The following is a 24,919-nucleotide window of genomic DNA, read 5'->3' as shown; positions in this document are numbered from 1 at the left end:
CGGCCCCGATCCCCTGGGCTGACGGCACGGAGCCGATGACCCTTGGGCCCCGGCTCCGGCCTACGTTTGGGCCGGGGCCGGGGCCGGGGGCCTCGGTCCGGGGTCCGGGGTCCGGGGTCCGGGGTCCGGCGGCTCAAAATAGCGTGCGGATCAGTAATCCGCTTGACAGGCTGGGAGCATGAACTCCCAGCACAACGACGCCGCCCCCATCAGCACACCCATCACCGGGGACCTCATACGTGGCGCCCTCGACCTGGAGCGCACCGAGCACGGACTGCTGCCGCACCGGCTGCCCGCCCGCGCCCGCGCGCAGTGCTCCGACGGGCAACTGGCCATGGCGGAAGCCCAGCCGTCCGGCGTGCGGCTGGCCATCCGCACCCGGGCCACCACCGTCGAGCTGGACACGCTCCGCACGAAGATGGCCTACCGGGGAGCGCCGCCCCGCCCCGACGGCCTGTACGACCTGCTCGTCGACGGCCGGCTGACCGACCGGGCCACCGTGACCGGCGGCAACGTCCGGACGGTGGACATGGCCACCGGTTCGACGGAGACCCTCCCCGGCCCGGTCGGCACCGTCCGCTTCACCGGCCTTCCGGCCGAACCGAAGGACATCGAGATCTGGCTGCCCTACACCGAGATCACCGAACTGGTCGCCCTGCGCACGGACGCCCCCGTCGAGCCCGTGCCGGACCGTGGGCGCAAGGTATGGCTGCACCACGGCAGTTCGGTGAGCCACGGCTCCAACGCCGAGAGCTCCAGCACCACATGGCCCGCGCGCGCAGCCTCCATCGGTGACGCGGAACTCATCAACATCGGTCTCGGCGGCAGCGCCCTGCTCGACCCGTTCACCGCCCGCGCCATGCGCGACACCCCGGCAAACCTCATCAGCATCAAGATCGGCATCAACCTGGTCAACGTCGACCTGATGCGGCTGCGCGCCTTCACCCCTGCCGTGCACGGCTTCCTCGACACGATCCGCGAAGGGCACCCCACTGCGCCCCTGCTGGTCGTCTCGCCCATCCACTGCCCCATCCACGAGGACACCCCCGGCCCCTGCGCCCCGGACTTCAGCAACGGGACCCTGCAGTTCCGGGCCACCGGGGACCCGGCGGAGCGCGCCGCCGGGAAGCTGACGCTCAATGTCATCCGTGCGGAACTCTCCCGCATCGTGGAGCAGCGGGCGGCCGATGACCCCCACCTGCACTACCTGGACGGCAACGCGCTCTACGGCGAGGCGGACTTCGCCGAACTGCCGCTGCCCGACCAGCTCCACCCGGACGCCGCCACCCACCGCCGCATCGGCGAGCGCTTCGCCGCCCTCGCCTTCGGCGCCGAAGGAGCCTTCACCGGCTGACCGTTGACGGACGGGCCGTTGACCGGTGGGCAGTTGACCGGCGAGCAGTTGACGGACGCACCTCGACCCGTGCGCAGTTGACCGGTGGGCAGTTGACGGACGCGCCTCGACCCATGCGCAGTTGACCGGTGGGCAGTTGACGGACGCGCCTCGACCCATGCGCAGTTGACCGGTGGGCAGTTGACGGACGCGCCTCGACCGGCTGGACGGTGGACGGGCTCGACGGCCGTCCGGCTCGACGGCTCACCGGTCGGCGCACCCGAGACACCCGCGCGCCGACCGCTCCCGCCCCCGCGAACGCTGATGGAACGCTAATGCCCGGACGTCGCCTTGAGGCCGACGACCGCGACAAGCAGCAGGCAGACGAAGAAGATCCGGGCGGCGGTCGCCGGCTCCCCCAGTACGACCATGCCGAGCACCGCCGCACCGGCCGCGCCGATCCCCACCCAGACGCCGTACGCCGTACCGATCGGCAGGGTCTTGGCCGCCTGCGACAGCAGCAGCATGGACGCGACAATGCCCACGCCGGTGAAGAGGCTGGGCCACAGCCTCGTGAAACCTTCGGTGTACTTCATCCCGATCGACCAGGCCACTTCGAGCAGACCGGCGACAACGAGCAGAATCCAGGCCATGACGGCACCTCCGCGAGACGGATCAGCAGGGTGCGTCGTCTTTGCGGATCTGCCCGGTACGGCGCGTCTCGTCGGGGTCGTCCCAGAGTAGCAAAATCGTGCAGACCCGGCCGGACCTGCACGATTTCCACTGCCGGCGTGCGGGCGCCCAGGTGAAGCGCCACAGATACGGGGCGCCGCGGATGGGCCGCTACAGATACAGCCCGGTGGAGTCGTCGGACACCCGCTCCGACGCCACCGCGTGCAGATCGCGCTCCCGCATCAGGATGTACGCCACACCCCGGACCTCGACCTCGGCCCGGTCCTCCGGGTCGTACAGCACCCGGTCACCGGGGACCACGGTCCGCACGTTCTGGCCGACTGCCACCACCTCGGCCCAGGCCAGCCGCTTTCCGACAGCTGCGGTGGCCGGGATCAGGATGCCGCCACCGGAGCGCCGCTCACCCTCCGGGCTGTCGGACTTGACCAGCACGCGGTCGTGCAGCATCCGGATGGGCAGTTTGTCGTCGTGGGTGTTCTCGCTCACAGACTCGAACCTACCTGGCCCCGGCGGCTGCGTTCACCGAAGGGTCCGCGCCGTCGGTCACCGCCGGCCGTCACCACCACCGGTCAACGGGCTGCCGAAAGGCCGGACCGGTCAGCGGCACCGCCGCTGTTTCGCCGAAACGGTGCAGAAGCCCACCAGGCCCACCGTGATGAGGGCCACCGGAATCACGCGCTCCAGCCGCGGTGCACCGCCCTCCGTCACGAACTGGGCGCGAACGCCGTTCGCGGCACGGTTCAGCGCGACGAACGCGCGCCCCGCGGTCTGGTCGACGGCCGAAGAGACCTTGGCCCTGGCGTCTCCGACGATCGTGCTGGGGTGCAGCCGCACACCGATCTCGTCCAGCGTGTCCGCGAGATCCGCGCGCCGGGTCTTGATGTCCGCCTCGATCTGCGCCGGGGTCCTGGCATCCGTGGCATCCGACACTGCGCTGCCTCCGTGGTCGTGTCCGGTAGTCGTTGCTCGACAGTCTGTCAGCTCCAGCGGGAACGCACCCCGCGGCACCCCTATTACGCTCGGCCCCATCCGTAGCCAACGGTCGAAGATCCACCCGAGGAGAGTCTGATGAGCGAGCGACTGCAGCCCGGCGACACCGCCCCCGCCTTCACCCTGCCCGACGCGGACGGCAACGAGATCTCCCTCGCCGCCCACAAGGGCCGCAAAGTCATCGTGTACTTCTACCCGGCGGCGCTTACCCCCGGATGCACCAAGCAGGCCTGCGACTTCACGGACAATCTCGCGTTTCTGGCCGACGCCGGATACGACGTCATCGGGGTCTCGCCGGACAAGCCGGAGAAGCTCGCGAAATTCCGCGAGCAGGAATCACTGAAGGTCACACTCGTCGGCGACCCCTCCAAGGAGACGCTCGCCGCGTACGGCGCCTTCGGAGAGAAGAAGCTCTACGGCAAAACGGTGACCGGCGTGATCAGGTCGACGGTCGTCGTCGACGAGAACGGCAAGATCGAACATGCTTTCTACAACGTCAAGGCCACCGGTCACGTAGCCAAAATCATCAAGGACCTCGGCCTCTGAGACCTCCGACGCCCCTGAGGGCGCCCCCCATCCGGGTCTGAGCAGTTGCGGGGGTGGCCGGTAGCCGCTGAAGTGAGTGACCAAGGTCCCATTTCTTCGAAGCCCTGGTTTGCGATCGCCATCGCTGTGCAGAAGAGCCTCCTGCGTGTTTTTGTATGCCCACAGAGAGGACGCCCACCATGGCGGACACTGGCCACCAGCCCGCCGCCGACCCCGAGGCGGTCAAACGCCACCGCGATCTCTTCCGGATCATCGACCGCCGGAAGAACCCGCGGCTGCGCCGCACCGACATCACGGTGACGGACGAGGCCGCGATCAAGCGGGCGGTGAAGGCGGCCAGCCTGGGTAATGCCATGGAGTGGTTCGACTTCGGCATCTACAGCTACCTGGCCGCCACGATCGGCCACGTCTTCTTCCCCGGAGGAAGCGGCACGGTCCAGCTGCTGTCGTCGTTCGCCACCTTCGCGGTGGCCTTCCTCATCCGCCCGGTCGGCGGCATGGTGTTCGGGCCGATGGGGGACAAGATCGGCCGCAAGAAGGTCCTCGCCATGACGATGATCATGATGTCGATCGGCACCTTCGCGATCGGCATCCTGCCCTCGTACGCGGCGATCGGCTTCTGGTCCCCGGTTCTGCTGATCTTCTTCCGCCTGGTGCAGGGCTTCTCCACCGGCGGCGAGTACGGCGGGGCCTCCACCTTCATCGCGGAGTACGCGCCGGACAAGCGACGCGGTTACTTCGGCAGCTTCCTGGAGTTCGGCACGCTGGCCGGATACGTCGGCGCGGCCGGTCTGGTCACGATCATGACCGCGCTGATCGGCAACGGCGGCATGGACAGCTGGGGCTGGCGCGTTCCGTTCCTGGTGGCGGGCCCGCTGGGCCTGGTCGGTCTCTATCTGCGACTGCGGCTCGACGAGACCCCGGCCTTCCAGCGGCTGGAGGGCGAGAGCGTGCACGCGGGCGAGGCGGCCGACGGCGTCGAGACGTCCGCCAAGGGCGACCTCGGCAAGATCTTCCGGGATTACTGGCCCTCGCTGGTCCTGTGTATCGCCCTGGTGGGCGCGTACAACATCACGGACTACATGCTGCTGTCGTACATGCCGACGTACCTCTCGGACGAACTGCACTACAGCGATACGCACGGCCTGATCATCCTGCTCGGCGTCATGGTCTTCCTGATGCTGATCATCAACCAGGTGGGAAAGCTGAGCGACCACTTCGGCCGCAAGCCCATGCTGATGGCGGGCATGCTCGGTTTCTTCTTCCTCTCGCTCCCGTCGTTCCTGCTGATCAGGCTGGGATCCATCCCGGCCATCGCGGCGGGTCTGCTGCTGATGGGCCTGTCCCTGGTATGCCTGCTCGGCACGATGTCGGCGGCCCTGCCGGCCCTCTTCCCGACCCAGGTCAGGTACGGCTCGCTCTCGGTCGGCTACAACCTGTCGGCCTCGCTGTTCGGCGGTACGACTCCCCTGGTGATCACCGCCCTGATCAGCGTGACGGGCTCGAACCTGATGCCGGCCTACTACGCGATGGCAGCGGCGCTGATCGGCGTGATCGCGGTGGCCTGCATGAAGGAGACCGCCCAGAAGCCGCTGGACGGCTCACCCCCCTCGGTGGAGACGAAGGAGGAGGCGGCCGAAATGGTCGAGTCCCAGGCCCCGGAACCGCGCTTCTGACCCGACCCCGGCACCACACACCGCGACGACCCGTACCGACTCCCTCCGGTACGGGTCGTTCCGTTTCCCGGACGTGACGGCCCGCTCAGCGGTTCGTTACTCCGTACGAGGTCGCGAACGTGTGACCGGAGCGGAGGGGACACCATGACCGACCCGTACGAGCCGGAGACACTCACCCGGGCTGTGGCCGAATCCAGAGACTGGACCGACGTGATGCGCCGGCTCGGCCTCCGTAAAAGCGGCGGACGGCACCGTGTGCTGAGGGCGAGGGCCGCCGCCCTCGGCATCGACACAGGCCACTTCCAGCGGCGCAGCCCCTTTCGCAGGTACACGGACGAGGCGATAGCCGCAGCCGTCAGTACGTCATCGACGCTCCGTGAAGTGGTAGTCAAGCTCGGCGCTCCGCCGGCGACCGGCACGCTGTCGCACATCCGGCGACGCATCGCCGCAGCGGGCATCGATGTCAGCCACCTCCCCGGCCTGAATCGCCACGAGGAACCTCGGCTCCTCTTCACCGCCGAGGAGTTGCGGCGAGCCGCCGCCTCGACCGACAGTGTGCGCGGGGCAGCACGCCTGCTCGGGCTGGCCGATGGGGACAGCCGGTCACGCACAGCACTGGGAGCGATGCTCAGGAGGCACGGCATCGACACATCCCATTTCCGCAACGCGCGAATGGCGATCGACGAGGACGCACTGCGAGCAGCAGTGCCGGGGGCCACCAGCTATGCGGACCTCATGCGTGCGCTCGGCCTTGAGGTGAACGACACCAATCACCGCCGCGTTCGCCGGAGCGTGCTGCGACTCAGTCTCGACACGAGCCACTTCAAGCGCCGCGCCTGGGGGTCGGTACGCATGCCGGAGCAGCGAGCGATCGCGCCGCAGACCCTGGTCGTCATGGAGCAGGGATCCTCGCGAGCGAACCGTCCCAGACTCCACCGCGCGCTGCAGGAGGTCGGTGTCCCGTACCGCTGCGAGTCCTGTGCCAACCCGGGAGAATGGCGTGGTCGGCCGATCACGCTCCAGATCGACCACATCAACGGCGACTGGCTCGACAACCGGCAGGAGAATCTCCGGTATCTGTGCCCGAACTGTCATGCGCTCACTGACACCTGGTGCCGGAACCGCAGGAAACAGCCATCGGGCGCGTAGGGGCGCGGAAGGCCGGTCCGACATACCTCGTACGGCTGCCGGCCGAGTACCATGAGCGGCATCCTGCGGCCTTGGCGCAGCTGGTTGACGCGATCGGTTTAGGTCCGGTTTGTCCGTTTGGACTAGGTGGGTTCGAGTCCCACAGGCCGCACGTACCTGGAGGGGCACCCCACACCGTGGGGTGCCCCTCCAGTTCTCACGGCTCAGCCCACCAGCTCCCGCACCACCGGCACCAGCGCCCGGAACGCCTGCCCCCGGTGGCTGATGGCGTTCTTCTCGGCCGCTGTGAGCTCCGCGCAGGTGCGGGTCTCGCCCGACGGCTGGAGGACCGGGTCGTAGCCGAAGCCGCCGGAGCCTGCGGGGGTGCTGCGGAGGGTGCCCAGGAGGCGGCCCTCGACCACGCGTTCCGTGCCGTCGGGGAGGGCCAGTGCTGCCGCGCAGGCGAAGTGCGCGCCCCGGTGCGGGTCGTCGATGTCCGCGAGCTGGGCCAGCAGCAGGCGGAGGTTCGCCTCGTCGTCCCCGTGAGTGCCCGCCCAGCGGGCCGAGAAGATGCCGGGGGCGCCGTTCAGCACGTCCACGCACAGGCCCGAGTCGTCGGCCACCGCGGGGAGGCCGGTGGCCTGCGCCATGGCGTGGGCCTTCAGCAGGGCGTTCTCGGCGAAGGTGACGCCCGTTTCCTTGACGTCCGGGACTTCGGGGTAAGCGTCCGTGCCGACCAGTTCGTGGGGCAGGCCCGCGTCGGCGAGGATGGCTTCGAGTTCGGTGATTTTCCCGGCGTTGCGGGTGGCGAGGATCAGACGGGTCATGCGTCCAGTATCAGGGAGCGCGCGGGCCCCGGGAGCGGGCGCCCGAGGCGGCGCGGGCCCGGCCCGCGCCGCCTCGTGCCGCATCGGGCCCGTGCGCCGGCGGCTACTTGCCGAGCGCCTCGGTCTGGAGCGCGGTGAGATCCGCGCAGCCGCCGGTGGCCAGGTCGAGCAGCGCGTTGAGCTCCTTGCGGTCGAAGGGCTCGGCCTCCGCCGTCCCCTGGACCTCGACGAAGCGCCCGTCACCGGTGCAGACGACGTTCATGTCGGTCTCGGCGCGCACGTCCTCCTCGTAACGGAGGTCGAGGAGCGGCGTCCCGTCGACGATCCCGACGCTGATCGCGGCGACCGTGTCGGTGAGGGGCTTGCGGCCCGGCTTGATGAGCTTCTTGGACTGGGCCCAGGTGACGGCGTCGGCCAGGGCGACATACGCGCCGGTGATCGCTGCGGTGCGGGTGCCGCCGTCGGCCTGGAGGACGTCGCAGTCGAGCACGATCGTGTTCTCGCCGAGCGCCTTGTAGTCGATGACCGCGCGCAGTGAGCGGCCGATGAGGCGGGAGATCTCGTGCGTACGGCCGCCGATCCGGCCGCGGACGGACTCCCGGTCGCCGCGGGTGTTGGTGGAGCGCGGGAGCATCGAGTACTCGGCGGTGACCCAGCCCTCCCCGCTGCCCTTGCGCCAGCGCGGTACGCCTTCGGTGAAGGAGGCGGTGCAGAAGACTTTGGTGTCGCCGAACGAGATGAGGACGGAGCCCTCGGCGTGCTTGCTCCAAGCGCGCTCGATGGTGACCGGGCGGAGTTCTTCGGGGGTGCGGCCGTCGATACGAGACATGGGGACGACCCTATCGGCCGCGGTGGGGAGGGACGCCCGGGACCGGTGGCGGGGGCGGCCGGGTGGCAGGCCGCCGGTCCGGGGCGTCGGCGTCTCATACGTTCACGGCATGGCGCACACCTCACGGCGCCTGCGTCCCGCCGCTCGCATCACGCCGTCCACCTCATGGCGCCTGCGACCCGCCGCTCACCTCACGCCGCTCGGGCCGGGTGGTGTTGCTGACATCAGGTCCCGGCCGCTCACATCATGTCTTCGATGTCCGCTGCGATGGGGTCCGCGTCCGTGCCGACGACGACCTGGACCGAGTTGCCCACCTTGACGACCCCGTGGGCGCCTGCGGCCTTGAGCGCGGCGTCGTCCACGAGGGAGGCGTCCTTCACTTCGGTGCGCAGCCGGGTGATGCAGCCTTCGACCTCTTCGATGTTTTCGAGGCCGCCGAGCCCGGCGACGATCTTCTCAGCCTTAGTGGCCATGTCTGACTCCTGAGTGTCTCGTGGCGTCCCGGCTCTCCGGTCCGTTTGGTCACGGTAACGCACGATTGGACCAGCTGTACGAGCGTGAAACCGCGTCAGCTCGGAAGATGGCGATCACTGGTGCAGCGCCCGGGTACGGCACCGGATTGCGCCATGAAGCGGTCTCAGCCTTGTGCGACGACCGTCAGCAGGCCGACGCCAGGAGGACGCCGAATGAGCACCAGCAGCGCGGCCGTGCCACAGGGTTCGCCGGCTCCGGCGAAGAAGTGGTGGAACGGTCTCTTCCAGGGCCTGCAGAAGGTCGGACGCAGTCTTCAGCTGCCGGTCGCCGTCCTGCCCGCGGCGGGTCTGCTGGTTAGTCTCGGGAACCTGTTCACCGCCTATCTGCACGGCGCGTTCTGGGACAGGACGGCCAAGGTCTTCCTGGCGGGCGGCAACGCGATCCTCGACGGGGCGTTCGGGCTGCCGCTGCTCTTCTGTATCGGTGTCGCGATCGGCTTCGCGAAGAAGGCGGACGGTTCCACGGCGCTGGCCGCGGTCGTCGGCTTCCTCGTGTACCACGGTGTCCTGGGCGCCTATCCGATCAGCGGGACGGTGACGAAGGCGCTTCCGGCGGGCATGCCGCAGAATCCGGGTGTCCTCGGTGGCATCCTCATCGGGCTGCTGACGGCGATCGTCTGGCAGCGTTTCCACCGCACGCGGCTGGTGGACTGGCTGGGGTTCTTCAACGGCCGCCGTCTCGTGCCGATCCTGATGGCCTTCATCTGCGTCGTGCTCGGTGTGGTGTTCGGGCTGGTCTGGCAGCCGGTGGGCGATGCGCTGACCTGGTTCTCGAAGCATCTGATCAGCCTGGGCGCGTGGGGCTCGGCGATCTTCGGTGTGGCCAACCGGCTGCTCATCCCGATCGGCATGCACCAGTTCCTGAACACGTTCTTCTGGTTCCAGGCGGGTACGTTCAACAAGCCGGACGGGACCGGGGTCCAGGGCGACATCACCCGGTTCTTCGCGGGCGACCCGAGTGCGGGGCAGTTCACGTCGGGCTTCTTCCCGATCATGATGTTCGGTCTGCCTGCCGCGGCCCTGGCCATCGCGCACTGTGCGCGGCCGGAGCGGCGCAAGCAGGTCATGGGCCTGATGATCTCGGTCGCGCTGACCTCGTTCGTGACGGGGGTGACCGAGCCTCTGGAGTTCTCGTTCATGTTCGCGGCGCCGCTGCTGTACGGGGTGCACGCGCTGCTGACCGGCGCATCGATGGGGATCACCTGGGCCCTGGGGGTCCATGCGGGGTTCAGTTTCTCGGCCGGCCTGATCGACTACGTCATCAACTGGCACCTCGATACGAAACCCTGGCTGATCATTCCGATCGGGCTGTGCTTCGCGGTGGTGTACTACGTGGTCTTCCGGTTCGTGATCACCAAGTTCAACATCATGACGCCGGGACGCGAGCCGGACGAGGACGTCGACGACGTGACCAAGGCCTGAGGGCCGTCCTAGGGGCAGGCACTTGCACTACGGGCGTCCGATGAGGTCGGGCATAGCGCCAGGGCCCCTTACGGGTACGGGACAGCCCTCGGCCTCGCCGGGCCACGCGGGCGCAGCCCGCGGGCCCCGGCACCCCGTACGGGCCGCACCCGGCCGCAGGGCCCCGGAACCTCGCGCCGGTTCCGGGGCCCTGCGGGGTGTGCCACGGGTCAGATCTCGTACACCGCGCCCGGCCGGGCCAGCTCCACCGGCCCGTCGTACACCGCCCGTGCGTCCGCCAGGTTGCGTTTCGCGTCCGTCCACGGCGGGACGTGGGTCAGCACCATGCGCCCCACCCCGGCCCGCGTCGCGTGTGCTCCGGCCTCCCGGCCGTTGAGGTGGAGGTCGGCGACGTCCTCCTTGCCGTGGGTGAAGGACGCCTCGCAGAGGAACAGGTCGGCGCCGACCGCCAGTTCGTGGAGCGGCTCGCAGACGCCTGTGTCCCCGGAGTAGGTGAGTGCGCTGCCGGCGTGCTCGATCCGGATGGCATATGCCTCGACGGGGTGGCGGACCTTCTCCGTACGCACCGAGAACGGGCCGATGTCGAACGCGGCCGACTTCAGCGTGCGGAAGTCGAAGACCTCGTCCATCGAGGAGGAGGACGGTGTGTCCGCGTACGCCGTGGTCAGCCGTTCGGCGGCGCCTTCGGGCGCGTAGACGGGGATCGCGGCGCAGCGCCCGCCGTCGTGCCGGTAGTAGCGCGCGACGAAATACGCGCACATGTCGATGCAGTGGTCCGTGTGGAGATGGCTGAGGAAGATGGCGTCGAGGTCGTAGAGGCCGCAGTAGTGCTGCAGCTCGCCGAGGGCGCCGTTGCCCATGTCGAGGAGCAGCCGGAAGCCGTCGGCCTCTACGAGGTAGCTCGAGCAGGCCGATTCCGCGGATGGGAACGACCCCGAGCAGCCGACGACGGTGAGCTTCATGGAGTGGGAACCTCCGTGGACGGGCCGGGCCCCGCACGCCCGGCAGGACGCCGAAGCGGTTCGTCGAGCGTAAGGCGCCTGAGCGGTGGCCGCTCCTCCACAGGGCGCCGTTGTGGGGCAACTCACCTGCACTGTCACCAGTTCGGGTGGGCCTGACGGTCCCTGGGGGCTGCTCGGCGGTCGTGCGGGGTTCGCGCGGGGGCCACGGGTGCGGTCCTGTGGACGCCGTCCTGTCGGTACGGTCCTGGTTATGAATACGACGTGGTTGCTGGCGCTGATAGCGGTCGTGCTGATTGCCCTGGTCGCCTCGGTCGTCGACGGGCGGGCGCGGGGCGGCCGCAGACCGCGGGGGCGGACACGTCCTCCGGGGCAGGTGCGGGGGCGCGGGACCCGGGCGCCCGCGGGGCGGCCGCCGAAGCGGACCGGGCGGCGGGGTACGGCGCCCCGGCCGGGCGAGATCTGGTGGGCGCTCGTGCCGTACGAGGACGGGCCCGGCGGGAAGGACCGGCCGTGTCTGGTGCTGTCGGTACGGGGTGACGCGGTCCTGGTCGCCAAGATCACCAGCAAGCACCACGAGGAGCGGCCCGGGGTGATCGCACTGCCGGCGGGCGCGGTGGGTGACGCGCGGGGGCGGCGGAGTTTTCTGGAGACGGACGAGTTGCGGGATGTCCCGGTGCGGGAGTTCCGGCGGCGGGCGGGCGATGTCGGCCCGGGGGTGTGGGAGCGGGTGCGGCATCTGGCCGGGTAGCCGGGGCGGCGGCCGGACCGCAGTGGCCGGCCGCCGCCCCGGACTCCCGGGGGCGTGCGCGAAGCCGTGTCCGCAAAGTGCGTCGTTGCCCGGAGGGCGGGCGGCGCGACTTCACGGACACGGCTTAGGCCCAGAGCTGGCCCTGGAGTGTTTCGATCGCGGCTTCCGTCGTGGGGGCCGTGTAGACGCCGGTCGACAGATATTTCCAGCCGCCGTCCGCCACGACGAAGACGATGTCGGCTGGACTGCCGGCCTTGACGGCCTTCGTCCCGACGCCGATCGCGGCGTGGAGAGCCGCACCGGTGGAGACGCCCGCGAAGATCCCCTCCTGCTGGAGCAGTTCCCGGGTGCGGGTCACCGCGTCCGCGCTGCCCACCGAGAAGCGGGTGGTGAGCACCGAGGCGTCGTACAGCTCGGGGACGAAGCCCTCGTCCAGGTTGCGCAGGCCGTAGACCAGGTCGTCGTAGCGCGGCTCGGCGGCGACGATGCTGATGTCCGGGACGTTCTCGCGCAGGTAGCGGCCGACGCCCATGAGGGTGCCGGTGGTCCCGAGGCCTGCCACGAAGTGGGTGATGGACGGCAGGTCGGTGAGGATCTCCGGGCCGGTGGTCGCGTAGTGCGCGCCCGCGTTGTCCGGGTTTCCGTACTGGTAGAGCATCACCCAGTCGGGGTGTTCGGCCGCCAGCTCCTTGGCGACGCGCACGGCTGTGTTGGAGCCGCCGGCCGCCGGCGAGGAGATGATCTCCGCGCCCCACATGGTGAGCAGGTCGCGGCGTTCCTGTGAGGTGTTCTCCGGCATGACGCAGACGATGCGGTAGCCCTTGAGCCTGGCGGCCATGGCGAGCGAGATGCCGGTGTTGCCCGATGTGGGCTCCAGGATGGTGCAGCCGGGCGTCAACCGGCCGTCCTTCTCGGCCTGTTCGACCATGTGGAGCGCGGGGCGGTCCTTGATCGATCCGGTCGGGTTGCGGTCCTCCAGCTTGGCCCAGATCCGGACGTCGTCCGATGGGGACAGGCGCGGGAGCCGTACGAGCGGGGTGTTGCCCACCGCGGCGAGCGGGGAGTCGTATCGCATCAGGGCTCAGACCATGCCGCCGGCCACGGCCGGAAGGATCGTGACGCTGTCGCCGTCGGCCAGCTTGGTGGAGATGCCGTCGAGGAAGCGGACGTCCTCGTCGTTGAGGTAGACGTTCACGAAGCGGCGGAGCTGCTCGCCGTCGACGATGCGCTCGCGGATGCCGTTGTGCCGGGTTTCGAGGTCGGCGAGCAGGTCGGCGAGGGTGTCACCGCTGCCTTCGACCGCCTTGGCGCCGTCGGTGTAGGTGCGGAGGATGGTCGGGATGCGGACCTCGATGGCCATGGCTGGGCTCCTGTCGGATGGTGTGGCGGAGGGCGCGGCAGCGCGCGTGGTGCCGGTATTGCCGGTGGTGGTGCGTGGTGCTTACGCGGAGCCGCGGCTCAGACGGCAGCGAGGCACGGACAGATCGCGCTGTCGAGGCGGCACAGGTCGACGTGCAGCCGGGCGGCTCCACATCCAAAGGCCCCGAGGAAGAGCGTGGAGGCGGAGCGCAGCGGGACGGGCGTCTCGCCCGGCGTCTTTTCGCTCACGTCTTGGGGAACCATGGGCTCATCGTATCGATTCCCCTGCCCTGATCCGGAGTGTGATCTCGCTATACGGGATGGATCTGTCCGTCTGGTGGACTCAGCCCGCACGGGCGGGTCCGGTGGGCGCCGCCGGGCCGCCTATGCGGTGACGGTCACTTCCTCCTCGGTGACCACGCCGTCGACGATGCGGTACGAGCGGAACTGGAAGGGTCCGGCCCCGTCCGTGTCGGCCGTGGAGACGAGTACGTAGTGCGCGCCGGGCTCGTTCGCGTAGGTGATGTCCGTGCGGGAGGGGTATGCCTCGGTCGCCGTGTGCGAGTGGTAGACGATCACCGGCTCCTCGTCGCGGTCGTCGAGGTCGCGGTAGAGCTTGAGCAGGTCCGCCGAGTCGAACTCGTAGAACGTGGGTGAGCGAGCGGCGTTGAGCATGGGGATGAACCGCTCCGGGCGCCCGGAGCCCTCAGGGCCCGCGACCATGCCGCACGCCTCGTCGGGGTGGTCGGCGCGTGCGTGCGCCACGATCTGGTCGTGCAGGGCCTGGGTAAGGGTCAGCATGCCGTTCAGGATAGACAGAGGGCTGCCCCGTACCGGATTGCGGTACGGGGCAGCCCATATGCTGAGAACGCCGTCGGGTTCAGCGCTTGGTGAAGGCCGCACCCTGCGGGTTGCGGGCCTTCAGCACCAGGTATGTGACGCCGAGGAGCACGGCCCAGAAGGGCGCGGCGTACAGCGAGACGCGGGTGTCCTTGTCGATGCCCATCATCACGATGACCAGGGCGATGAAGGCGAGCGAGAACCAGCTGGTCCAGGGGGCTCCGGGGGCCCGGAAGCTGGACTTCGGGAGTTCACCGCGGTCGGACTTGGCGCGGTAGCGGATCTGGCAGACGAGGATCACGATCCAGGCCCACATTCCGGAGATGGTGGCGAACGAGACGACGTAGTTGAACGCCTGGCCGGGCCACTGGTAGTTGATCCAGACACCGACGAGCATCAGCGCGGCGGAGACGGTGGTGCCGAGGAGCGGGGTGCCGCTCTTGGTCAGCGAGGTGAAGGCCTTCGGGCCCTGCCCGTTGAGCGCCAGGTCGCGCAGCATCCGGCCGGTGGAGTACATGCCGGAGTTGCAGGAGGAGAGGGCCGCCGTGAGTACGACGAAGTTGACGATCCCGGCGCCTATGCCCAGGCCCATCTTCTGGAAGGCGTGGACGAAGGGGCTGACACCTTCGTGGAACTCGGGCCAGGGGACGACCGACAGGATCATGATGAGCGCGCCGATGTAGAAGACCGCGATGCGCCACGGCACGGTGTTGATGGCCTTGGGCAGGACCTTCCTGGGGTTCTTGGACTCCCCCGCGGTGACGCCGACCAGCTCGACGGCGAGGAAGGCGAACATCACGATCTGCAGGGTCATCAGGGTGCCCTTGATCCCCTTGGGGAAGAAGCCGCCCTGGTCCCAGAGGTGGGCGACACTCGCGGTGTCGCCGGCGTCGGAGAAGCCGAGGGTGAGGATTCCGGCGCAGATCAGGATCATGCCCACGATGGCGGTGACCTTGACCATCGAGAACCAGAACTCCAGCTCACCGAAGAGCTTCACGGAGATCAGGTTCACGCCGTAGAGGATGATCGTGAAGACCAGGGCGGAGAGCCACTGCGGGATGTTCCACCAGTAGGTCATGTAGGTGGCGGCGGCGGTGACTTCGGTGATCCCGGTGACGACCCAGAAGAGCCAGTACGTCCAGCCGGTGACATAGCCCGCGAAGGGGCCGATGAACTCACGCGCGTACTCCGAGAAGGAGCCGGAGACCGGGCGGTACATGAGCAGCTCGCCCAGGGCCCGCATGATGAAGAAGATGACCAGGCCGGCGACGGCGTAGGCGAGGATGAGGCTCGGTCCGGCCTTCTCGATGGCCTTGCCCGCTCCGAGGAAGAGGCCGGTGCCGATGGCGCCGCCGATCGCGATCATCTGGATCTGGCGGGCCCCCAGACCGCGCTGGTACCCCTCGCCCGATGTGGCGTCCTCGGCCTCACTGCCGTCGTATTCCTGGTCGACCTGCACTGAGGTCATGGTGTTGCGCCTTTCTCCATGCCGATCCGGCCTGACGAGGCTCGGATCGACTGTGACGATCCTGGAGGGCAGAACCCGCGGATGGTGGAGTGCTGTCGGCGGTCGGCCGGCCTTGCGGCCCCGGGGACGGGGGTGGTGTCCGCCGGGTGGTCGTGAAGATTTAACACGTCGGGAACAGTGATCATCCAGGCCGGATGTGACTCACGCCACTGGAAGAACCGGACGAAAAGCGCCCGAAGGAGCAAAATAATCCGTCACGGTGACTTCATCGTTATCCGGATTTGAGCGTCCTTTGAGCGGACGGTGTCCCGGAGGGGACGAGCGGACGACGACCGGGGCCGTTACGGCATCAGGGTCTCGACGAGCGTTTCCTGGAGCGCGCCGAGCCACAGGTAGGCCATCACCATCGGCTTGCGGGGATCCTCGTCCGGGAGGCGGTACAGCTCGCCCTCCTCGTCCTCGTCCGAGACGTCGAGGCGGGTGCCGATGGTGAGCCTGAGGTCGTTGAGCGCGCCGAGCCAGTGGCGCGAGTCCTCGAGCGAGAGCCTCAGCTCCACGGCGCCATCGGGGAGGCCGCGCTTGCGGCGGCCGGATCTGCGGGTGGCCCCGTGGGGCTCGTCGCCGGCGCCGTCCGCACCGGCCCGGTCGAGGGCCCGTACGAGCGCCAGCGCGTCCTCGCGCTTGCGGGCGCGCAGGTCGTTCTCGGTGAAGCGGCGGAACTCCGACGAGAAGTCGGGCTCCTTCTCGCCGTACGCGTCGGGGAAGAGGCGGGCCAGGGCGGGGTCGTCCGGCGGCTTGCTCGGCCCCTCGGAGAACAGCGCGGCCAGCGGATCCTCGCCCTCCACCGGCTCCTCACCGGGGCCGACCAGTTCCAGGAGCTGCACGGCCAGCGAGCGCAGGATGGAGATCTCGACCTCGTCGAGCACGACGGCCGCTCCGCCGCCGGGGGCCGCCTCGAACTGACCGCTCATCAGTTGCGGTCCTGGGTGAGGGTGGCCCACAGGCCGTACCCATGCATCGCCTGCACGTCGCGTTCCATCTCCTCGCGGCTGCCGCTGGAGACCACGGCCCGCCCCTTCTGGTGCACATCGAGCATCAGCTTGTGCGCCTTCGACTTCGAGTAGCCGAAGTAGGCCTGGAAGACGTAGGACACATAGCTCATCAGGTTGACCGGATCGTTGTGGACGAGCGTCACCCAGGGCACGTCGGGCTCGGGGACCACGAAGGTCTCCTCGGCCGATTCGGGACGTTCGATCTCTACAGGGGCGACACTCACGCCACCCATGCTGCCACCCGCGGAGTGGCGGCGCACACACCGGCCCATAGATCTCGTCACACTGACGAAATAGGGGGTAGCATCCTTCGTACGCCCCGTCCAGCGGGGGACAGCCCCGGAACACCCGGCCGGCAGAGCCCGGCCGGCCCGGACGAAAGTGCGAGGTGGACCGTTGTGAACGTTGCGGACCTTGGCCTGCCGGTACATGTGCCGTCGACAGCGCTCTTCACGGACCAGTACGAGCTCACGATGCTCCAGGCCGCCCTCAAGGCGGGCACCGCCGACCGCAGGTCGGTCTTCGAGGTCTTCACCCGGCGGCTGCCCGAGGGGCGCCGCTACGGCGTCGTGGCGGGCACCGGCCGCGTCCTGGACGCCGTCGAGAACTTCCGCTTCGACGAGGACCAGCTCAGGTTCCTGCGCGAGCAGGAAATCGTCGACGGCCCCACCGCCGAATGGCTGGCCTCCTACCGCTTCAGCGGCGACATCTGGGGCTACCCGGAGGGCGAGGTGTACTTCCCGGGCTCGCCGGTCCTGCGGGTCGAGGGCTCCTTCGCCGAGTGCGTCCTGCTGGAGACCGTGATCCTCTCGATCCTCAACCACGACTCGGCCATCGCGGCCGCGGCCTCACGGATGAACGCCGCGGCGGGCGGGCGGCCGCTGATCGAGATGGGCGCCCGGCGCACCCACGAACTGGGGGCCGTCGCAGCGGCCCGCGCCGCGTACGTCGGCGGCTTCTCGACCACGTCGGACCTGGCGGCCGGTTTCCGGTACGGCATCCCCACCGTGGGCACCAGCGCGCACGCCTTCACGCTGCTCCACGACGACGAGCGGCAGGCGTTCACCGCCCAGGTCGCCTCGCTGGGCGGGGACACCACGCTGCTTGTCGACACGTACGACGTGACCGAGGCCGTCCGCACGGCCGTGGAGGTGGCGGGGACCGGGCTGGGCGCCGTGCGCATCGACTCCGGCGACCTGCTCCTCGTCGCGCACAAGGTCCGCCAGCAGCTGGACGCGATGGGTGCGACGAAGACGAGGATCGTGGTCACGTCCGACCTCGACGAGTACGCCATCGCCTCACTGGCAGCGGCCCCCGTCGACGCGTACGGCGTCGGCACCCAGCTGGTCACCGGCAGCGGTCACCCCACCTGCTCCATGGTCTACAAACTGGTGGCCCGCGCCACGTCGGCCGATCCGCAGGCCCCGCTGCAGCCGGTGGCGAAGAAGTCGATGGGTGCCAAGACGTCGAGGGGCGGCCGCAAGTGGGCGGCGCGCCGTACCGACGCCGACGGGGTCGCCGAGGCCGAGGTGATCGGTACCGGCCCGGTACCGGCGGAGCTCGTCGACCGGCAGCTCCTGGTGGAGCTGGTCAAGGGCGGCGAGATCATCGAGCGCGAGCCGCTGGACACCGTGCGCGAGCGCCATCTGGCGGTCCGGTCCACCCTGCCGATGTCGGCGTTCCAGCTCTCCCGGGGTGAGCCGGTCATCCCCACCGAGTACGCCTGAGTCCGTCCCGTACGCAGGGACCCCTGCCGTACGCATGAACCCGCAGTGAGCGGGAATGGAAGGGCTGCCGGGGCAAGGCCCGGCCCGCCCACGCCGTCCTCCCGCCACCCCTTCTCCACCCAGGACAAGGATCCCGCCATGCACCGCGCCCTGATCGTCGTCGACATGCAGAACGACTTCTGCGAGGGCGGAAGCCTCGCGGTCACGGGGGGCGCGGACGTCGCCGCCGCAGTCACCGAACTGGTCGGCCAGTCCTCCGCCTGCTACCGGCACGTGGTGGCCACCCGTGACCACCACGTGAACCCCGGCAACCACTTCTCCCGGAACCCGGACTACGTCCACTCCTGGCCGCCGCACTGCGTCGCCGGCACCGAGGGGGTGGGTTTCCACCCGAACTTCGCGCCCGCTGTGGCGTCCGGCGCGATCGACGCGGTCTTCGACAAGGGCGCCTACGCGGCGGCGTACAGCGGTTTCGAGGGCCTCGACGAGAACGGCGTGCCCCTGGCCGACTGGCTGCGGGCCCGCGAGGTCGTCTCGGTCGACGTGGTCGGTATAGCCACGGACCACTGCGTGCGGGCGACGGCGCTCGACGCGGTGCGCGCCGGATTCGGTACGCACGTACTGCTGGGCCTGACGGCCGGCGTCGCCGAGGCGACGACGGACCGGGCGCTGGAGGAGATGCGGGCGGCCGGCGTGGAGCTGACCGGCAAGCCGGTGGTGTGAGGGGCGCCGGCCCCTCACCGGCTCAACGGCGCCGGGCGGCCACCGGCCGCTCCCGCGCTCCGCACCGGGCCGTGAGCGTCAGACGCCCTCGCCCAGCAGGGCCCGGATCGGATGCCAGAGCTCCGCTTCCTCCTGCGGCGCCGCGCGCCACAGCAGACCGTCCGGATGGTGCAGCACGGCTGTGATCTCGTCCGGCGTCGGTGGCTGCGTGTTACCGCGCAGGTACACCGCGCGCATCCCCACGTTCCGCAGTCGGGTCAGGGCCCGCGCCCTGTTCCCGGCGTGGACGAGTATCCGGACATGGGTCATGCGGTCCGGGCTGGGCAGCGTGAGGGCGACCACCACGCTGCCGTTCGGAAGTCTGCTGAATCCGCCATCGGGCATACCGTTCATCTCCCCCGTGAGACGTTGTGTCAATAAGAGCTGTGCAAGAGGCACCTAAACACGATCGGCCGCCGCCCGCTAGAGGGCGACGGCCGATCATGCTCTGACCTGCGAATATGTGGGTCAGTGGTGCGAGGAGCCGACCTGGACCGTGATTGTCGAGCCGTCCAGCGGCTGCTGGAGGATCGAAATCCGGGTGTTGGTGTCAGTTACCTGAACGCTTCCGGTCTCATTGTCCTTGTACCAGTACGTGCCCTGGTGATCATCGAAGACCGGCCGGCCGAGCTGGGGCAGGACCCGCTTGGCGACGTCCGCGTTGTGCAGCGTGAAGCCTGCCGTCGGGTACCAGCTGAACGGTGCGTCGAACGGCTGGATCTTGTTCCGCATGACCGTGCCGTCCGCCCACTTGAGCGGCTTGGCGTGCGAGTCGACCGGCAGGATCAGCCCCTGGCCGGGGTGCGCGCTGACGTTGTTGTCGGGCTGCGAGGTGTCCCACTGCCAGATCATCAGGCCGCGCTGGTAGGGGTAGTACTCCACCCAGTCCGGACGGGACTTCGAGAAGCCGAAGTTGTACGGGCCCGTCTTCAGCGTCTGGTCGTACGACACGTACTGGCGGTTCTCCGCGATGTAGTACTGCGGGTAGTCCTTGGTGAAGGACTCACCGATGCGCGAGAAGCCCTGCGTGGTCCAACCGGCGTCGTCCGTCTCCGCGTTGTCCGTGAAGAGCGGGGCGCCGTCGGCGTTCACCGAGATCGCGTCGGCCGCGAAGCCCTTGCCCGACACACCACCGTCGGTCGAGTAGCGGAAGCGCAGGTCGATCTTCTTGCCCGCGTAGGCGTCCAGCGGGTACGAGAGGCTCTTGTACGCGGTGGACGAGCCGGTCAGCGCGGGCTTGTCGCCCCCGTCGCGCGGGATCTGCGCACCGTCGGCCTTGCCGTCGACGGCGGTCCAGTTCGCGCCGCCGTCGGTCGACACCTCGGCGTACAGGAAGTCGTAGTCCTTCTCGATGTCCCACCAGCCCGAAAGGTCCAGCGACGCCTTGGACTTGCCGGTCAGGTCGACCGGCCGGGTCAGGGTGTTCGTGAGGCCGTCCCCCATCCCGCTCCACCACTGCTTGCTGCCCTCAGCCGGTTTGGCGATCGTGGTGGTGACGGGCTTGTCCGGCAGCGAGACGACGAGCGCCTGCTTGTTCTTGGTGTTGTACTCCGAGACCCCGAGCTTGTGCGTCGACTTCGTCGCGGCCTTGGCCGTGTCGTAGTCGAGCCAGCCCAGCTGGAGCTTGTCCCACGCGGACATGTCCCCGGGCTTGTTGCCGATGGCGTTGGCACCGGTGCTCAGCCAGGAGCCGGCCGACATCAGCGACCAGAAACTGACGCCGTTCTCGGCGGTGTTGGTGGTGTCGTACTCGTCCGGGAGGCCCAGGTCGTGGGCGTACTCGTGGGCGAAGACACCGAGGCCGCCGTTCTCGGGCTGCATGGTGTAGTCACCGACCCAGATACCGGTGTCGCCGACCGGCGCGCCACCCGACTTGTTGTCGGCGGGGCCGGTCTTGCCGGTGTCCGTGCTGTACACGTACGAGCGGTGCGCCCAGAGCGCGTCGGGGCCCTCGGCGCCGCCGCCGGCGGACTCGTCCTCGCCGGCGTGCACGATCTGGAAGTGGTCGATGTAGCCGTCGGGCTCGTTGAAGTTGCCGTCGCCGTCGTAGTCGTAGCGGTCCCACTGGTCGTAGCCGGCCAGGGTCGTCTTGATCTGGGCGTCGGTCTTTCCGGCTGCCTTCTGGGCCTTGACCCACGCGGTGACGCCGTCGCGCACCAGGTCACCGGCGTTGGCGCAGATGCTGGAACCGCAGTAGTTGGAGCCGTAACGGGCCTCGTTGTACGGGACGGTGACCCAGTCGGCGACCTCGCCGTCGACGGAGTAGCGGCCGGACGAGGTCTTCTCGTAGTACGACTTGAGCGAGTCCTTGCCCTTGCCGGTACCGAAGTACAGGTCCTGGAAGTGCTGGCGGTTGTAATCCGCCTGCCAGGCGGTGCTGTTGTCCTTCTTGCGGTCGGGCTGGGCGATCTTGTTGTGGGCCGGCCCCGGCGTACCGCCGTACTTCTTCACGGGCGGCTGCGGCCCGTCGGGGCCGTCCGGGTCGTACATGGTGGTGTTGTCCACCGTGTCGCCGAACTGCACCAGGATCGTGAATATCTTGTCGGTCTTCTCGCGGCCGAGCTCGACGTACTTCTTGTCGTCGAGGCGCACCACCTTGGAACCGCCGTGCGACTGCACCTTCTTGTGGCCTGATATGACCTGTTGCAGCGCCGACTGACGTTCCTTGTTCTGCTGCTTGCTGAGCGGGCTGTCCAGATTGTGCTTCTGGCCCTTGAGCCCCGTCGCCGGGTCACGGCGGTCGATCTTCTTCGATGCCGCGGTGCCCGAAGGGGCCTTGGTGTCGGCCTGGGCGGTGGCGTACGCCGAAGCGGTGGCCGTGGTCGCGGCGATGGCCACGAGCACGGCGGCCACACGGGTCGTTGCCCGTCTCTTGATATTCACTTGGTGCTGTCCTCCCCGAACGCGTCGCAAGTGACGACATTCGATCGGAGGTGCGAGAGAAAAGACAGATCTTGACTTGCACATACCAACTGCACTATGCAGAGCGGCGTTTCCGCTATCCGGACGCCTCACAGCACCGGCACAGCGCCCGCACAGCTGGAACGGCATTCACTCCGGAGTACGTCACGGAGGGTCAACAGGCGCGTCGGTCCGGCCGGTGGGTTGTGCGCGTGACTCCGTGCGCCCCCCGTGCACCGGCACCGTGGGTTAGGCCACGCTTACCAATGGTTCCGCTCGGGCATCCGTCGGATTAGAGTCACGCTCGACGTACATGCCGACACGCTCTGTCGAATCGCCCACCCATCGCTGTCCCTAGGACGGATACCGCCATGACGCGTCCGACTGCCTCACAGCTCTCGTATGGTTCGGCCACCGTCGTCTTCTCGACCCTCGCGATGCTGCTGCTCTCGCGCACCTCGTCGGGCGTCGGAGTCGCGGTCATCGTCGTGGCGGCGCTGGTCCTCGGTCTGCTGGTCGCGGTGACCGTGCCCATGCCGAAAGCAGCGCAACAGGCCGGGGCCGCGAGTGAGGAACCCGGTGCCGGCCACCGCGCCGCCGGCGCCGTGGCCACGCCGCCGGGTCTGCGCGTCCCCGACTCGCCCCCCGCCGCCGAACGGGCGGGCCGGCACTCACTGCACAGCTGAACGGTCCCGCGGGGCTGCGGGTCCGGCCGGTCTACGGCGTCACGACCACCACCACGGTCTTTCCGGCCTTGTCGTGCAGCCCCTGCTTGTACGGCTTGTCGAAGAAGCTCCAGCCGCCACAGATCGCCGTCCAGATGCAGGCGCAGCAGAACACCGCGGGGAGCCACAGCACGGCAGCCCGGACGAACGACGCCTGCATGGTCGGCGTCGTGCCGTCGTTCAGGTTGGCGCACCGCAGACCCAGCAGCCCCTTGCCCACGGTCTGCCCGTTGCGCTTGACCGTCATGAGCGTGTCGTAGCCGATGTAGAGGACCGCCGCGATCAGGCTCTGGCCGACCGACCGGCCGTAGTTCATGTGGTCCGTGTTGTAGCTCAGCCCACCGAAGATCAACGACACCAGCCAGACGACCACGGCGACGATCAGGATGTCGATGACGCGGGCCAGCACCCGCTTGCCGCTGGGTGCGAGGGGCGGCATCCCGGCCAGCGGTTCGCCGCCGCCGTACGCGTTGCCGCCGCCGTAGGCGTTCGGGTCGTACGGCGGGGGTGTGCTGCCACCGTACGGATCGCCGCCGCCCGGCGGTGGGGGCGGCGGCGGGGCGCTGTCGTACGGGTTGCCGCCACCCGGCGGCGGCGGTGGGTAATTGTCGTGCGGCTTCTTGGAGAACGGGTCGTCATCGGGCTGTCCGGGCGGCGGCTGGTCGGTACTCATGGCCCGAGTCGACCGCGCCTGGCGGGGCCGCGCATCCGGTCAGGACCGTACGAGTGAGGGCATGTCAGCCCGCTGCCACGAACGTCCGTGCGGCCTTGTCGTGCAGACACTGCCGCCAGGGCCGGTCGAACAGGCACCAGAGCACATTGACGAGGCCCACCACCAGGACCCCGAGCACCCCGTACATCAGCCAGCGGGTGATCGCCCGGCCGAACGACGGCGGTTCGAAGGACTCCATGTCCCGGACCTGGACCCGGAAGAGCCTCTTGCCGAGGGTGCGGCCCCACTTGGCGGTGGGCAGCGCCTCGTACAGCAGGCCCAGGACGAGGAACGCGCCGACGACGGCCCCCAGGCAGCCGGCGGTGGTCCCGTCGAGGAGCCAGACCGTGACGGTGGTCCCCGACATCTTCGCCTCGTCGATCTTGGCGTTGATGTGGTCTGCGGCCTTCGTCAGGAGGGGTACGGCGACCGCGCCGACGACAGCCCCCAGGACGATGGTGTCGATCAGCCGGGCGGCGAACCGCTTGCCGATGCCCGCCGGACGGGCGGCGGCCTGGGCCCGCGCGGCGGCCTGGAACACGTCCTCGACCGGCGGCTTCCACGGCGGCAGCCGCTCCTGGCCGGGCCCGTCGGCCGACCGGGCGAGCTGCTGCACCTGCTGCGGCCAGGGAGCGGCCTGCGGACTGACCGCTTCCGGGTGGCCGGGCTGAGGCTGCACGGGCTGGGCCTGCACCGGTTGGGGCGGTACGGGCCGGTGTTGTACGGGCTGGTGCTGTACGGGCTGGTGGGGCTGGGCGGGCGGCGGGGACTGAAGCTGCGGCTGCGCGGGCTGGGGCTGCTGCTGCGCCTGCAATTGCTGCGGTGAGGGCTGTTGAGGCGGTGAGGGCTGTTGGGGCTGTTGGGGCTGTGGGCGTACGGCGCGGATCGACATGGTGCCGTCGGTCCTGTTCGTACGGCCCTGATCACCACCCGCGGCACCGTCAGGACCGGCCCCGGGACGCAGCGCACGCAGTGCGACCGTGCCGTCGGACGGTGGCGTGCGACTGCCGGTGGGGAGCGCGGGCCGGGAGGACTCCTGGCCCGGGGGCAGTTCGGCGCGGCGCGGCTCCGGGACCGGTCGGCCAGGCTCGGCGTCGGACGGCCGGGCCGGGGCCTCGGCCGGGATGCGGGGGTCGGGGCCGCCCCAGGAGACCCGCCGGTCCCGCTCGCCGCCGAAACCACCCTGCCGTGAGGCGTCGGCCTGCCAGACGGACGAGGGTTCCTGGCGGCTGTCGTACCCAGGCTCCTCGTCGAAGAAGACCGGCCCGGTCTCCTCGGCCGCGGGCACCTCCGGCCCGCCGGACGGCTCACGCACGGCGGGCAGCGGAGCGGCCGGCGCGGGGGCCGCGCCGCCGGGCGGCACGGGCATGGCCTGGCTGCCGTCGGCGGGTGCCGGGCGGCTCGTGCCGGGCACCCAGGAAGCACCGTTCCAATACCGCACATATCCGGGAATCGATGGATCTGGGTAGTAGCCAGGCGTGGGGCTGCCGTCGCCGGTTGCCGGGGTTGGGGCGCTCATCACCGTGGTCCCGTATCTCCTTGAGAGCCGCATTTCAAGGCTCCACATCTATCAGACCGGCACGGGGGCGCGGACCGGTCCTGTCGCATCGACCACTTTCCGGTCATCGCCGAATCATCCTCGAAACCCGCGTAATGAATGCCGGGCAGGGTGCTCTCACCCTGTAC

27 protein-coding genes, 1 tRNA gene and 1 riboswitch are annotated in these 24,919 nt (G+C 69.3%); of the genes, 10 read left to right on the top strand and 18 right to left on the bottom strand.

Annotated features, from left to right (window positions below):
• Positions 1–178: 178 nt before the first annotated feature.
• Entirely contained in the window at positions 179–1,354 is a 1,176-nt protein-coding gene (locus OG584_RS22665) for a GDSL-type esterase/lipase family protein (protein ID WP_405780454.1), read from the top strand.
• Between the two features lie 311 nt (positions 1,355–1,665).
• On the opposite strand, the gene OG584_RS22660 is transcribed toward OG584_RS22665, so the two are convergent.
• From OG584_RS22660 to OG584_RS22650, 3 genes are all read right to left on the bottom strand, one after another.
• On the bottom strand, positions 1,666–1,986 hold the full coding sequence (locus OG584_RS22660; RefSeq protein ID WP_327297391.1) for a multidrug efflux SMR transporter: 321 nt from the start codon (positions 1,984–1,986) through the stop codon (positions 1,666–1,668).
• 29 nt (positions 1,987–2,015) lie between these two features.
• Positions 2,016–2,083: riboswitch (guanidine-III (ykkC-III) riboswitch) on the bottom strand.
• A gap of 93 nt (positions 2,084–2,176) precedes the next feature.
• The gene (locus tag OG584_RS22655) at positions 2,177–2,512 is read right to left on the bottom strand and encodes a co-chaperone GroES (RefSeq protein ID WP_328326963.1); all 336 of its coding nucleotides are present in this window, start codon (positions 2,510–2,512) and stop codon (positions 2,177–2,179) included.
• A 111-nt stretch (positions 2,513–2,623) separates the two neighbouring features.
• Entirely contained in the window at positions 2,624–2,956 is a 333-nt protein-coding gene (locus OG584_RS22650) for a DUF3618 domain-containing protein (protein ID WP_405780453.1), read from the bottom strand.
• Between the two features lie 138 nt (positions 2,957–3,094).
• Between OG584_RS22650 and bcp the strand changes: the two genes are divergently transcribed.
• From bcp to OG584_RS22630, 4 genes are all read left to right on the top strand, one after another.
• Positions 3,095–3,562, top strand: coding sequence for a thioredoxin-dependent thiol peroxidase (gene bcp / locus OG584_RS22645; RefSeq protein WP_405780452.1), 468 nt, complete (start codon positions 3,095–3,097; stop codon positions 3,560–3,562).
• A gap of 179 nt (positions 3,563–3,741) precedes the next feature.
• Positions 3,742–5,238 (top strand): glycine betaine/L-proline transporter ProP, encoded by a 1,497-nt coding sequence (gene proP, locus OG584_RS22640; RefSeq protein WP_405780450.1) that lies wholly within the window; start codon positions 3,742–3,744, stop codon positions 5,236–5,238.
• Positions 5,239–5,382: 144 nt separating this feature from the next.
• Positions 5,383–6,387 (top strand): HNH endonuclease signature motif containing protein, encoded by a 1,005-nt coding sequence (locus tag OG584_RS22635; RefSeq protein WP_405780448.1) that lies wholly within the window; start codon positions 5,383–5,385, stop codon positions 6,385–6,387.
• 65 nt (positions 6,388–6,452) lie between these two features.
• Positions 6,453–6,538 (top strand) — tRNA-Leu (locus tag OG584_RS22630).
• A 52-nt stretch (positions 6,539–6,590) separates the two neighbouring features.
• Here OG584_RS22630 and rdgB read toward each other — a convergent pair.
• The 3 genes from rdgB to OG584_RS22615 all read right to left on the bottom strand — a co-directional run bounded on the left by rdgB (position 6,591) and on the right by OG584_RS22615 (position 8,558).
• Positions 6,591–7,193: an RdgB/HAM1 family non-canonical purine NTP pyrophosphatase gene (gene rdgB / locus OG584_RS22625; RefSeq protein WP_405780447.1), complete on the bottom strand. Its 603-nt coding sequence runs from the start codon at positions 7,191–7,193 to the stop codon at positions 6,591–6,593.
• A gap of 103 nt (positions 7,194–7,296) precedes the next feature.
• Positions 7,297–8,022: a ribonuclease PH gene (rph, locus tag OG584_RS22620; protein WP_405780446.1), complete on the bottom strand. Its 726-nt coding sequence runs from the start codon at positions 8,020–8,022 to the stop codon at positions 7,297–7,299.
• Between the two features lie 239 nt (positions 8,023–8,261).
• Positions 8,262–8,558, bottom strand: coding sequence for a glucose PTS transporter subunit EIIB (locus OG584_RS22615; RefSeq protein ID WP_405780444.1), 297 nt, complete (start codon positions 8,556–8,558; stop codon positions 8,262–8,264).
• A 150-nt stretch (positions 8,559–8,708) separates the two neighbouring features.
• Between OG584_RS22615 and OG584_RS22610 the strand changes: the two genes are divergently transcribed.
• Entirely contained in the window at positions 8,709–9,977 is a 1,269-nt protein-coding gene (locus OG584_RS22610) for a PTS transporter subunit EIIC (protein WP_405780443.1), read from the top strand.
• A 209-nt stretch (positions 9,978–10,186) separates the two neighbouring features.
• Here the strand turns inward: OG584_RS22610 and OG584_RS22605 are convergent, their stop codons facing one another.
• On the bottom strand, positions 10,187–10,939 hold the full coding sequence (locus tag OG584_RS22605; protein ID WP_405780442.1) for an MBL fold metallo-hydrolase: 753 nt from the start codon (positions 10,937–10,939) through the stop codon (positions 10,187–10,189).
• A gap of 250 nt (positions 10,940–11,189) precedes the next feature.
• Here OG584_RS22605 and OG584_RS22600 point away from each other — a divergent pair, with 250 nt between their 5' ends.
• Positions 11,190–11,687: a type II toxin-antitoxin system PemK/MazF family toxin gene (locus tag OG584_RS22600; RefSeq protein WP_405780440.1), complete on the top strand. Its 498-nt coding sequence runs from the start codon at positions 11,190–11,192 to the stop codon at positions 11,685–11,687.
• 124 nt (positions 11,688–11,811) lie between these two features.
• Here the strand turns inward: OG584_RS22600 and OG584_RS22595 are convergent, their stop codons facing one another.
• The 7 genes from OG584_RS22595 to clpS all read right to left on the bottom strand — a co-directional run bounded on the left by OG584_RS22595 (position 11,812) and on the right by clpS (position 16,639).
• A complete protein-coding gene (locus tag OG584_RS22595; RefSeq protein WP_405780439.1) occupies positions 11,812–12,762 on the bottom strand; it encodes a PLP-dependent cysteine synthase family protein in 951 nt (316 codons plus the stop codon).
• 6 nt (positions 12,763–12,768) lie between these two features.
• Positions 12,769–13,047 carry a MoaD/ThiS family protein gene (locus OG584_RS22590; RefSeq protein ID WP_405780438.1) on the bottom strand — a complete coding sequence of 93 codons (279 nt, stop codon included), beginning with the start codon at positions 13,045–13,047 and terminating at the stop codon, positions 12,769–12,771.
• 98 nt (positions 13,048–13,145) lie between these two features.
• A complete protein-coding gene (locus tag OG584_RS22585; RefSeq protein ID WP_405780436.1) occupies positions 13,146–13,310 on the bottom strand; it encodes a hypothetical protein in 165 nt (54 codons plus the stop codon).
• A gap of 120 nt (positions 13,311–13,430) precedes the next feature.
• Complete coding sequence (locus tag OG584_RS22580; protein ID WP_405780434.1) at positions 13,431–13,847, bottom strand: Mov34/MPN/PAD-1 family protein; 417 nt, start codon at positions 13,845–13,847, stop codon at positions 13,431–13,433.
• A 79-nt stretch (positions 13,848–13,926) separates the two neighbouring features.
• Entirely contained in the window at positions 13,927–15,354 is a 1,428-nt protein-coding gene (locus OG584_RS22575; protein ID WP_405780432.1) for an amino acid permease, read from the bottom strand.
• Positions 15,355–15,695: 341 nt separating this feature from the next.
• Positions 15,696–16,325 carry a DUF2017 domain-containing protein gene (locus tag OG584_RS22570; protein ID WP_405780431.1) on the bottom strand — a complete coding sequence of 210 codons (630 nt, stop codon included), beginning with the start codon at positions 16,323–16,325 and terminating at the stop codon, positions 15,696–15,698.
• Positions 16,325–16,639 carry an ATP-dependent Clp protease adapter ClpS gene (clpS, locus tag OG584_RS22565; protein WP_405780429.1) on the bottom strand — a complete coding sequence of 105 codons (315 nt, stop codon included), beginning with the start codon at positions 16,637–16,639 and terminating at the stop codon, positions 16,325–16,327. The genes OG584_RS22570 and clpS overlap by 1 nt, the downstream gene beginning before the upstream one ends.
• Positions 16,640–16,804: 165 nt before the next feature.
• On the opposite strand from clpS, the gene OG584_RS22560 reads away from it, so the two are divergent.
• Together OG584_RS22560 and OG584_RS22555 are read left to right on the top strand one after the other, a co-directional pair.
• A complete protein-coding gene (locus OG584_RS22560; RefSeq protein WP_405780427.1) occupies positions 16,805–18,133 on the top strand; it encodes a nicotinate phosphoribosyltransferase in 1,329 nt (442 codons plus the stop codon).
• Positions 18,134–18,271: 138 nt separating this feature from the next.
• The gene (locus OG584_RS22555; RefSeq protein WP_405780425.1) at positions 18,272–18,856 is read left to right on the top strand and encodes an isochorismatase family protein; all 585 of its coding nucleotides are present in this window, start codon (positions 18,272–18,274) and stop codon (positions 18,854–18,856) included.
• A 78-nt stretch (positions 18,857–18,934) separates the two neighbouring features.
• On the opposite strand, the gene OG584_RS22550 is transcribed toward OG584_RS22555, so the two are convergent.
• Together OG584_RS22550 and OG584_RS22545 are read right to left on the bottom strand one after the other, a co-directional pair.
• The gene (locus OG584_RS22550) at positions 18,935–19,240 is read right to left on the bottom strand and encodes a hypothetical protein (protein WP_405780424.1); all 306 of its coding nucleotides are present in this window, start codon (positions 19,238–19,240) and stop codon (positions 18,935–18,937) included.
• Positions 19,241–19,363: 123 nt separating this feature from the next.
• Entirely contained in the window at positions 19,364–21,778 is a 2,415-nt protein-coding gene (locus OG584_RS22545) for an immune inhibitor A domain-containing protein (RefSeq protein WP_405780422.1), read from the bottom strand.
• A 389-nt stretch (positions 21,779–22,167) separates the two neighbouring features.
• Between OG584_RS22545 and OG584_RS22540 the strand changes: the two genes are divergently transcribed.
• Positions 22,168–22,482, top strand: coding sequence for a hypothetical protein (locus tag OG584_RS22540; protein ID WP_405780421.1), 315 nt, complete (start codon positions 22,168–22,170; stop codon positions 22,480–22,482).
• Positions 22,483–22,513: 31 nt separating this feature from the next.
• Here the strand turns inward: OG584_RS22540 and OG584_RS22535 are convergent, their stop codons facing one another.
• Both OG584_RS22535 and OG584_RS22530 read right to left on the bottom strand, forming a co-directional pair.
• Positions 22,514–23,194, bottom strand: coding sequence for an RDD family protein (locus OG584_RS22535; protein ID WP_405780420.1), 681 nt, complete (start codon positions 23,192–23,194; stop codon positions 22,514–22,516).
• 64 nt (positions 23,195–23,258) lie between these two features.
• Positions 23,259–24,752: an RDD family protein gene (locus OG584_RS22530; RefSeq protein ID WP_405780419.1), complete on the bottom strand. Its 1,494-nt coding sequence runs from the start codon at positions 24,750–24,752 to the stop codon at positions 23,259–23,261.
• Between the last annotated feature and the right edge of the window lie 167 nt (positions 24,753–24,919).

The sequence above is a fragment of the Streptomyces sp. NBC_00859 genome (genome assembly GCF_045161865.1).
Classification (GTDB): Bacteria; Actinomycetota; Actinomycetes; order Streptomycetales; family Streptomycetaceae; genus Streptomyces.
The sequence above is the reverse complement of the archived record's forward strand: the minus strand, read 5'-3'. Positions and strand labels throughout refer to the sequence as shown.

Bases quoted from the DNA above. Each gene is read 5' to 3' on its own strand.
- OG584_RS22550 (WP_405780424.1), bottom strand. From the start codon at position 19,240: ATGCCCGATGGCGGATTCAGCAGACTTCCGAACGGCAGCGTGGTGGTC.
- OG584_RS22665 (WP_405780454.1), top strand. From the start codon at position 179: ATGAACTCCCAGCACAACGACGCCGCCCCCATCAGCACACCCATCACC.
- OG584_RS22600 (WP_405780440.1), top strand. From the start codon at position 11,190: ATGAATACGACGTGGTTGCTGGCGCTGATAGCGGTCGTGCTGATTGCC.
- OG584_RS22585 (WP_405780436.1), bottom strand. From the start codon at position 13,310: ATGGTTCCCCAAGACGTGAGCGAAAAGACGCCGGGCGAGACGCCCGTC.
- OG584_RS22580 (WP_405780434.1), bottom strand. From the start codon at position 13,847: ATGCTGACCCTTACCCAGGCCCTGCACGACCAGATCGTGGCGCACGCA.
- OG584_RS22590 (WP_405780438.1), bottom strand. From the start codon at position 13,047: ATGGCCATCGAGGTCCGCATCCCGACCATCCTCCGCACCTACACCGAC.
- OG584_RS22575 (WP_405780432.1), bottom strand. From the start codon at position 15,354: ATGACCTCAGTGCAGGTCGACCAGGAATACGACGGCAGTGAGGCCGAG.
- OG584_RS22535 (WP_405780420.1), bottom strand. From the start codon at position 23,194: ATGAGTACCGACCAGCCGCCGCCCGGACAGCCCGATGACGACCCGTTC.
- OG584_RS22540 (WP_405780421.1), top strand. From the start codon at position 22,168: ATGACGCGTCCGACTGCCTCACAGCTCTCGTATGGTTCGGCCACCGTC.
- bcp (WP_405780452.1), top strand. From the start codon at position 3,095: ATGAGCGAGCGACTGCAGCCCGGCGACACCGCCCCCGCCTTCACCCTG.
- rph (WP_405780446.1), bottom strand. From the start codon at position 8,022: ATGTCTCGTATCGACGGCCGCACCCCCGAAGAACTCCGCCCGGTCACC.
- OG584_RS22595 (WP_405780439.1), bottom strand. From the start codon at position 12,762: ATGCGATACGACTCCCCGCTCGCCGCGGTGGGCAACACCCCGCTCGTA.
- clpS (WP_405780429.1), bottom strand. From the start codon at position 16,639: ATGGGTGGCGTGAGTGTCGCCCCTGTAGAGATCGAACGTCCCGAATCG.
- proP (WP_405780450.1), top strand. From the start codon at position 3,742: ATGGCGGACACTGGCCACCAGCCCGCCGCCGACCCCGAGGCGGTCAAA.
- OG584_RS22660 (WP_327297391.1), bottom strand. From the start codon at position 1,986: ATGGCCTGGATTCTGCTCGTTGTCGCCGGTCTGCTCGAAGTGGCCTGG.
- OG584_RS22605 (WP_405780442.1), bottom strand. From the start codon at position 10,939: ATGAAGCTCACCGTCGTCGGCTGCTCGGGGTCGTTCCCATCCGCGGAA.
- OG584_RS22530 (WP_405780419.1), bottom strand. From the start codon at position 24,752: ATGAGCGCCCCAACCCCGGCAACCGGCGACGGCAGCCCCACGCCTGGC.
- OG584_RS22635 (WP_405780448.1), top strand. From the start codon at position 5,383: ATGACCGACCCGTACGAGCCGGAGACACTCACCCGGGCTGTGGCCGAA.
- rdgB (WP_405780447.1), bottom strand. From the start codon at position 7,193: ATGACCCGTCTGATCCTCGCCACCCGCAACGCCGGGAAAATCACCGAA.
- OG584_RS22570 (WP_405780431.1), bottom strand. From the start codon at position 16,325: ATGAGCGGTCAGTTCGAGGCGGCCCCCGGCGGCGGAGCGGCCGTCGTG.
- OG584_RS22610 (WP_405780443.1), top strand. From the start codon at position 8,709: ATGAGCACCAGCAGCGCGGCCGTGCCACAGGGTTCGCCGGCTCCGGCG.
- OG584_RS22555 (WP_405780425.1), top strand. From the start codon at position 18,272: ATGCACCGCGCCCTGATCGTCGTCGACATGCAGAACGACTTCTGCGAG.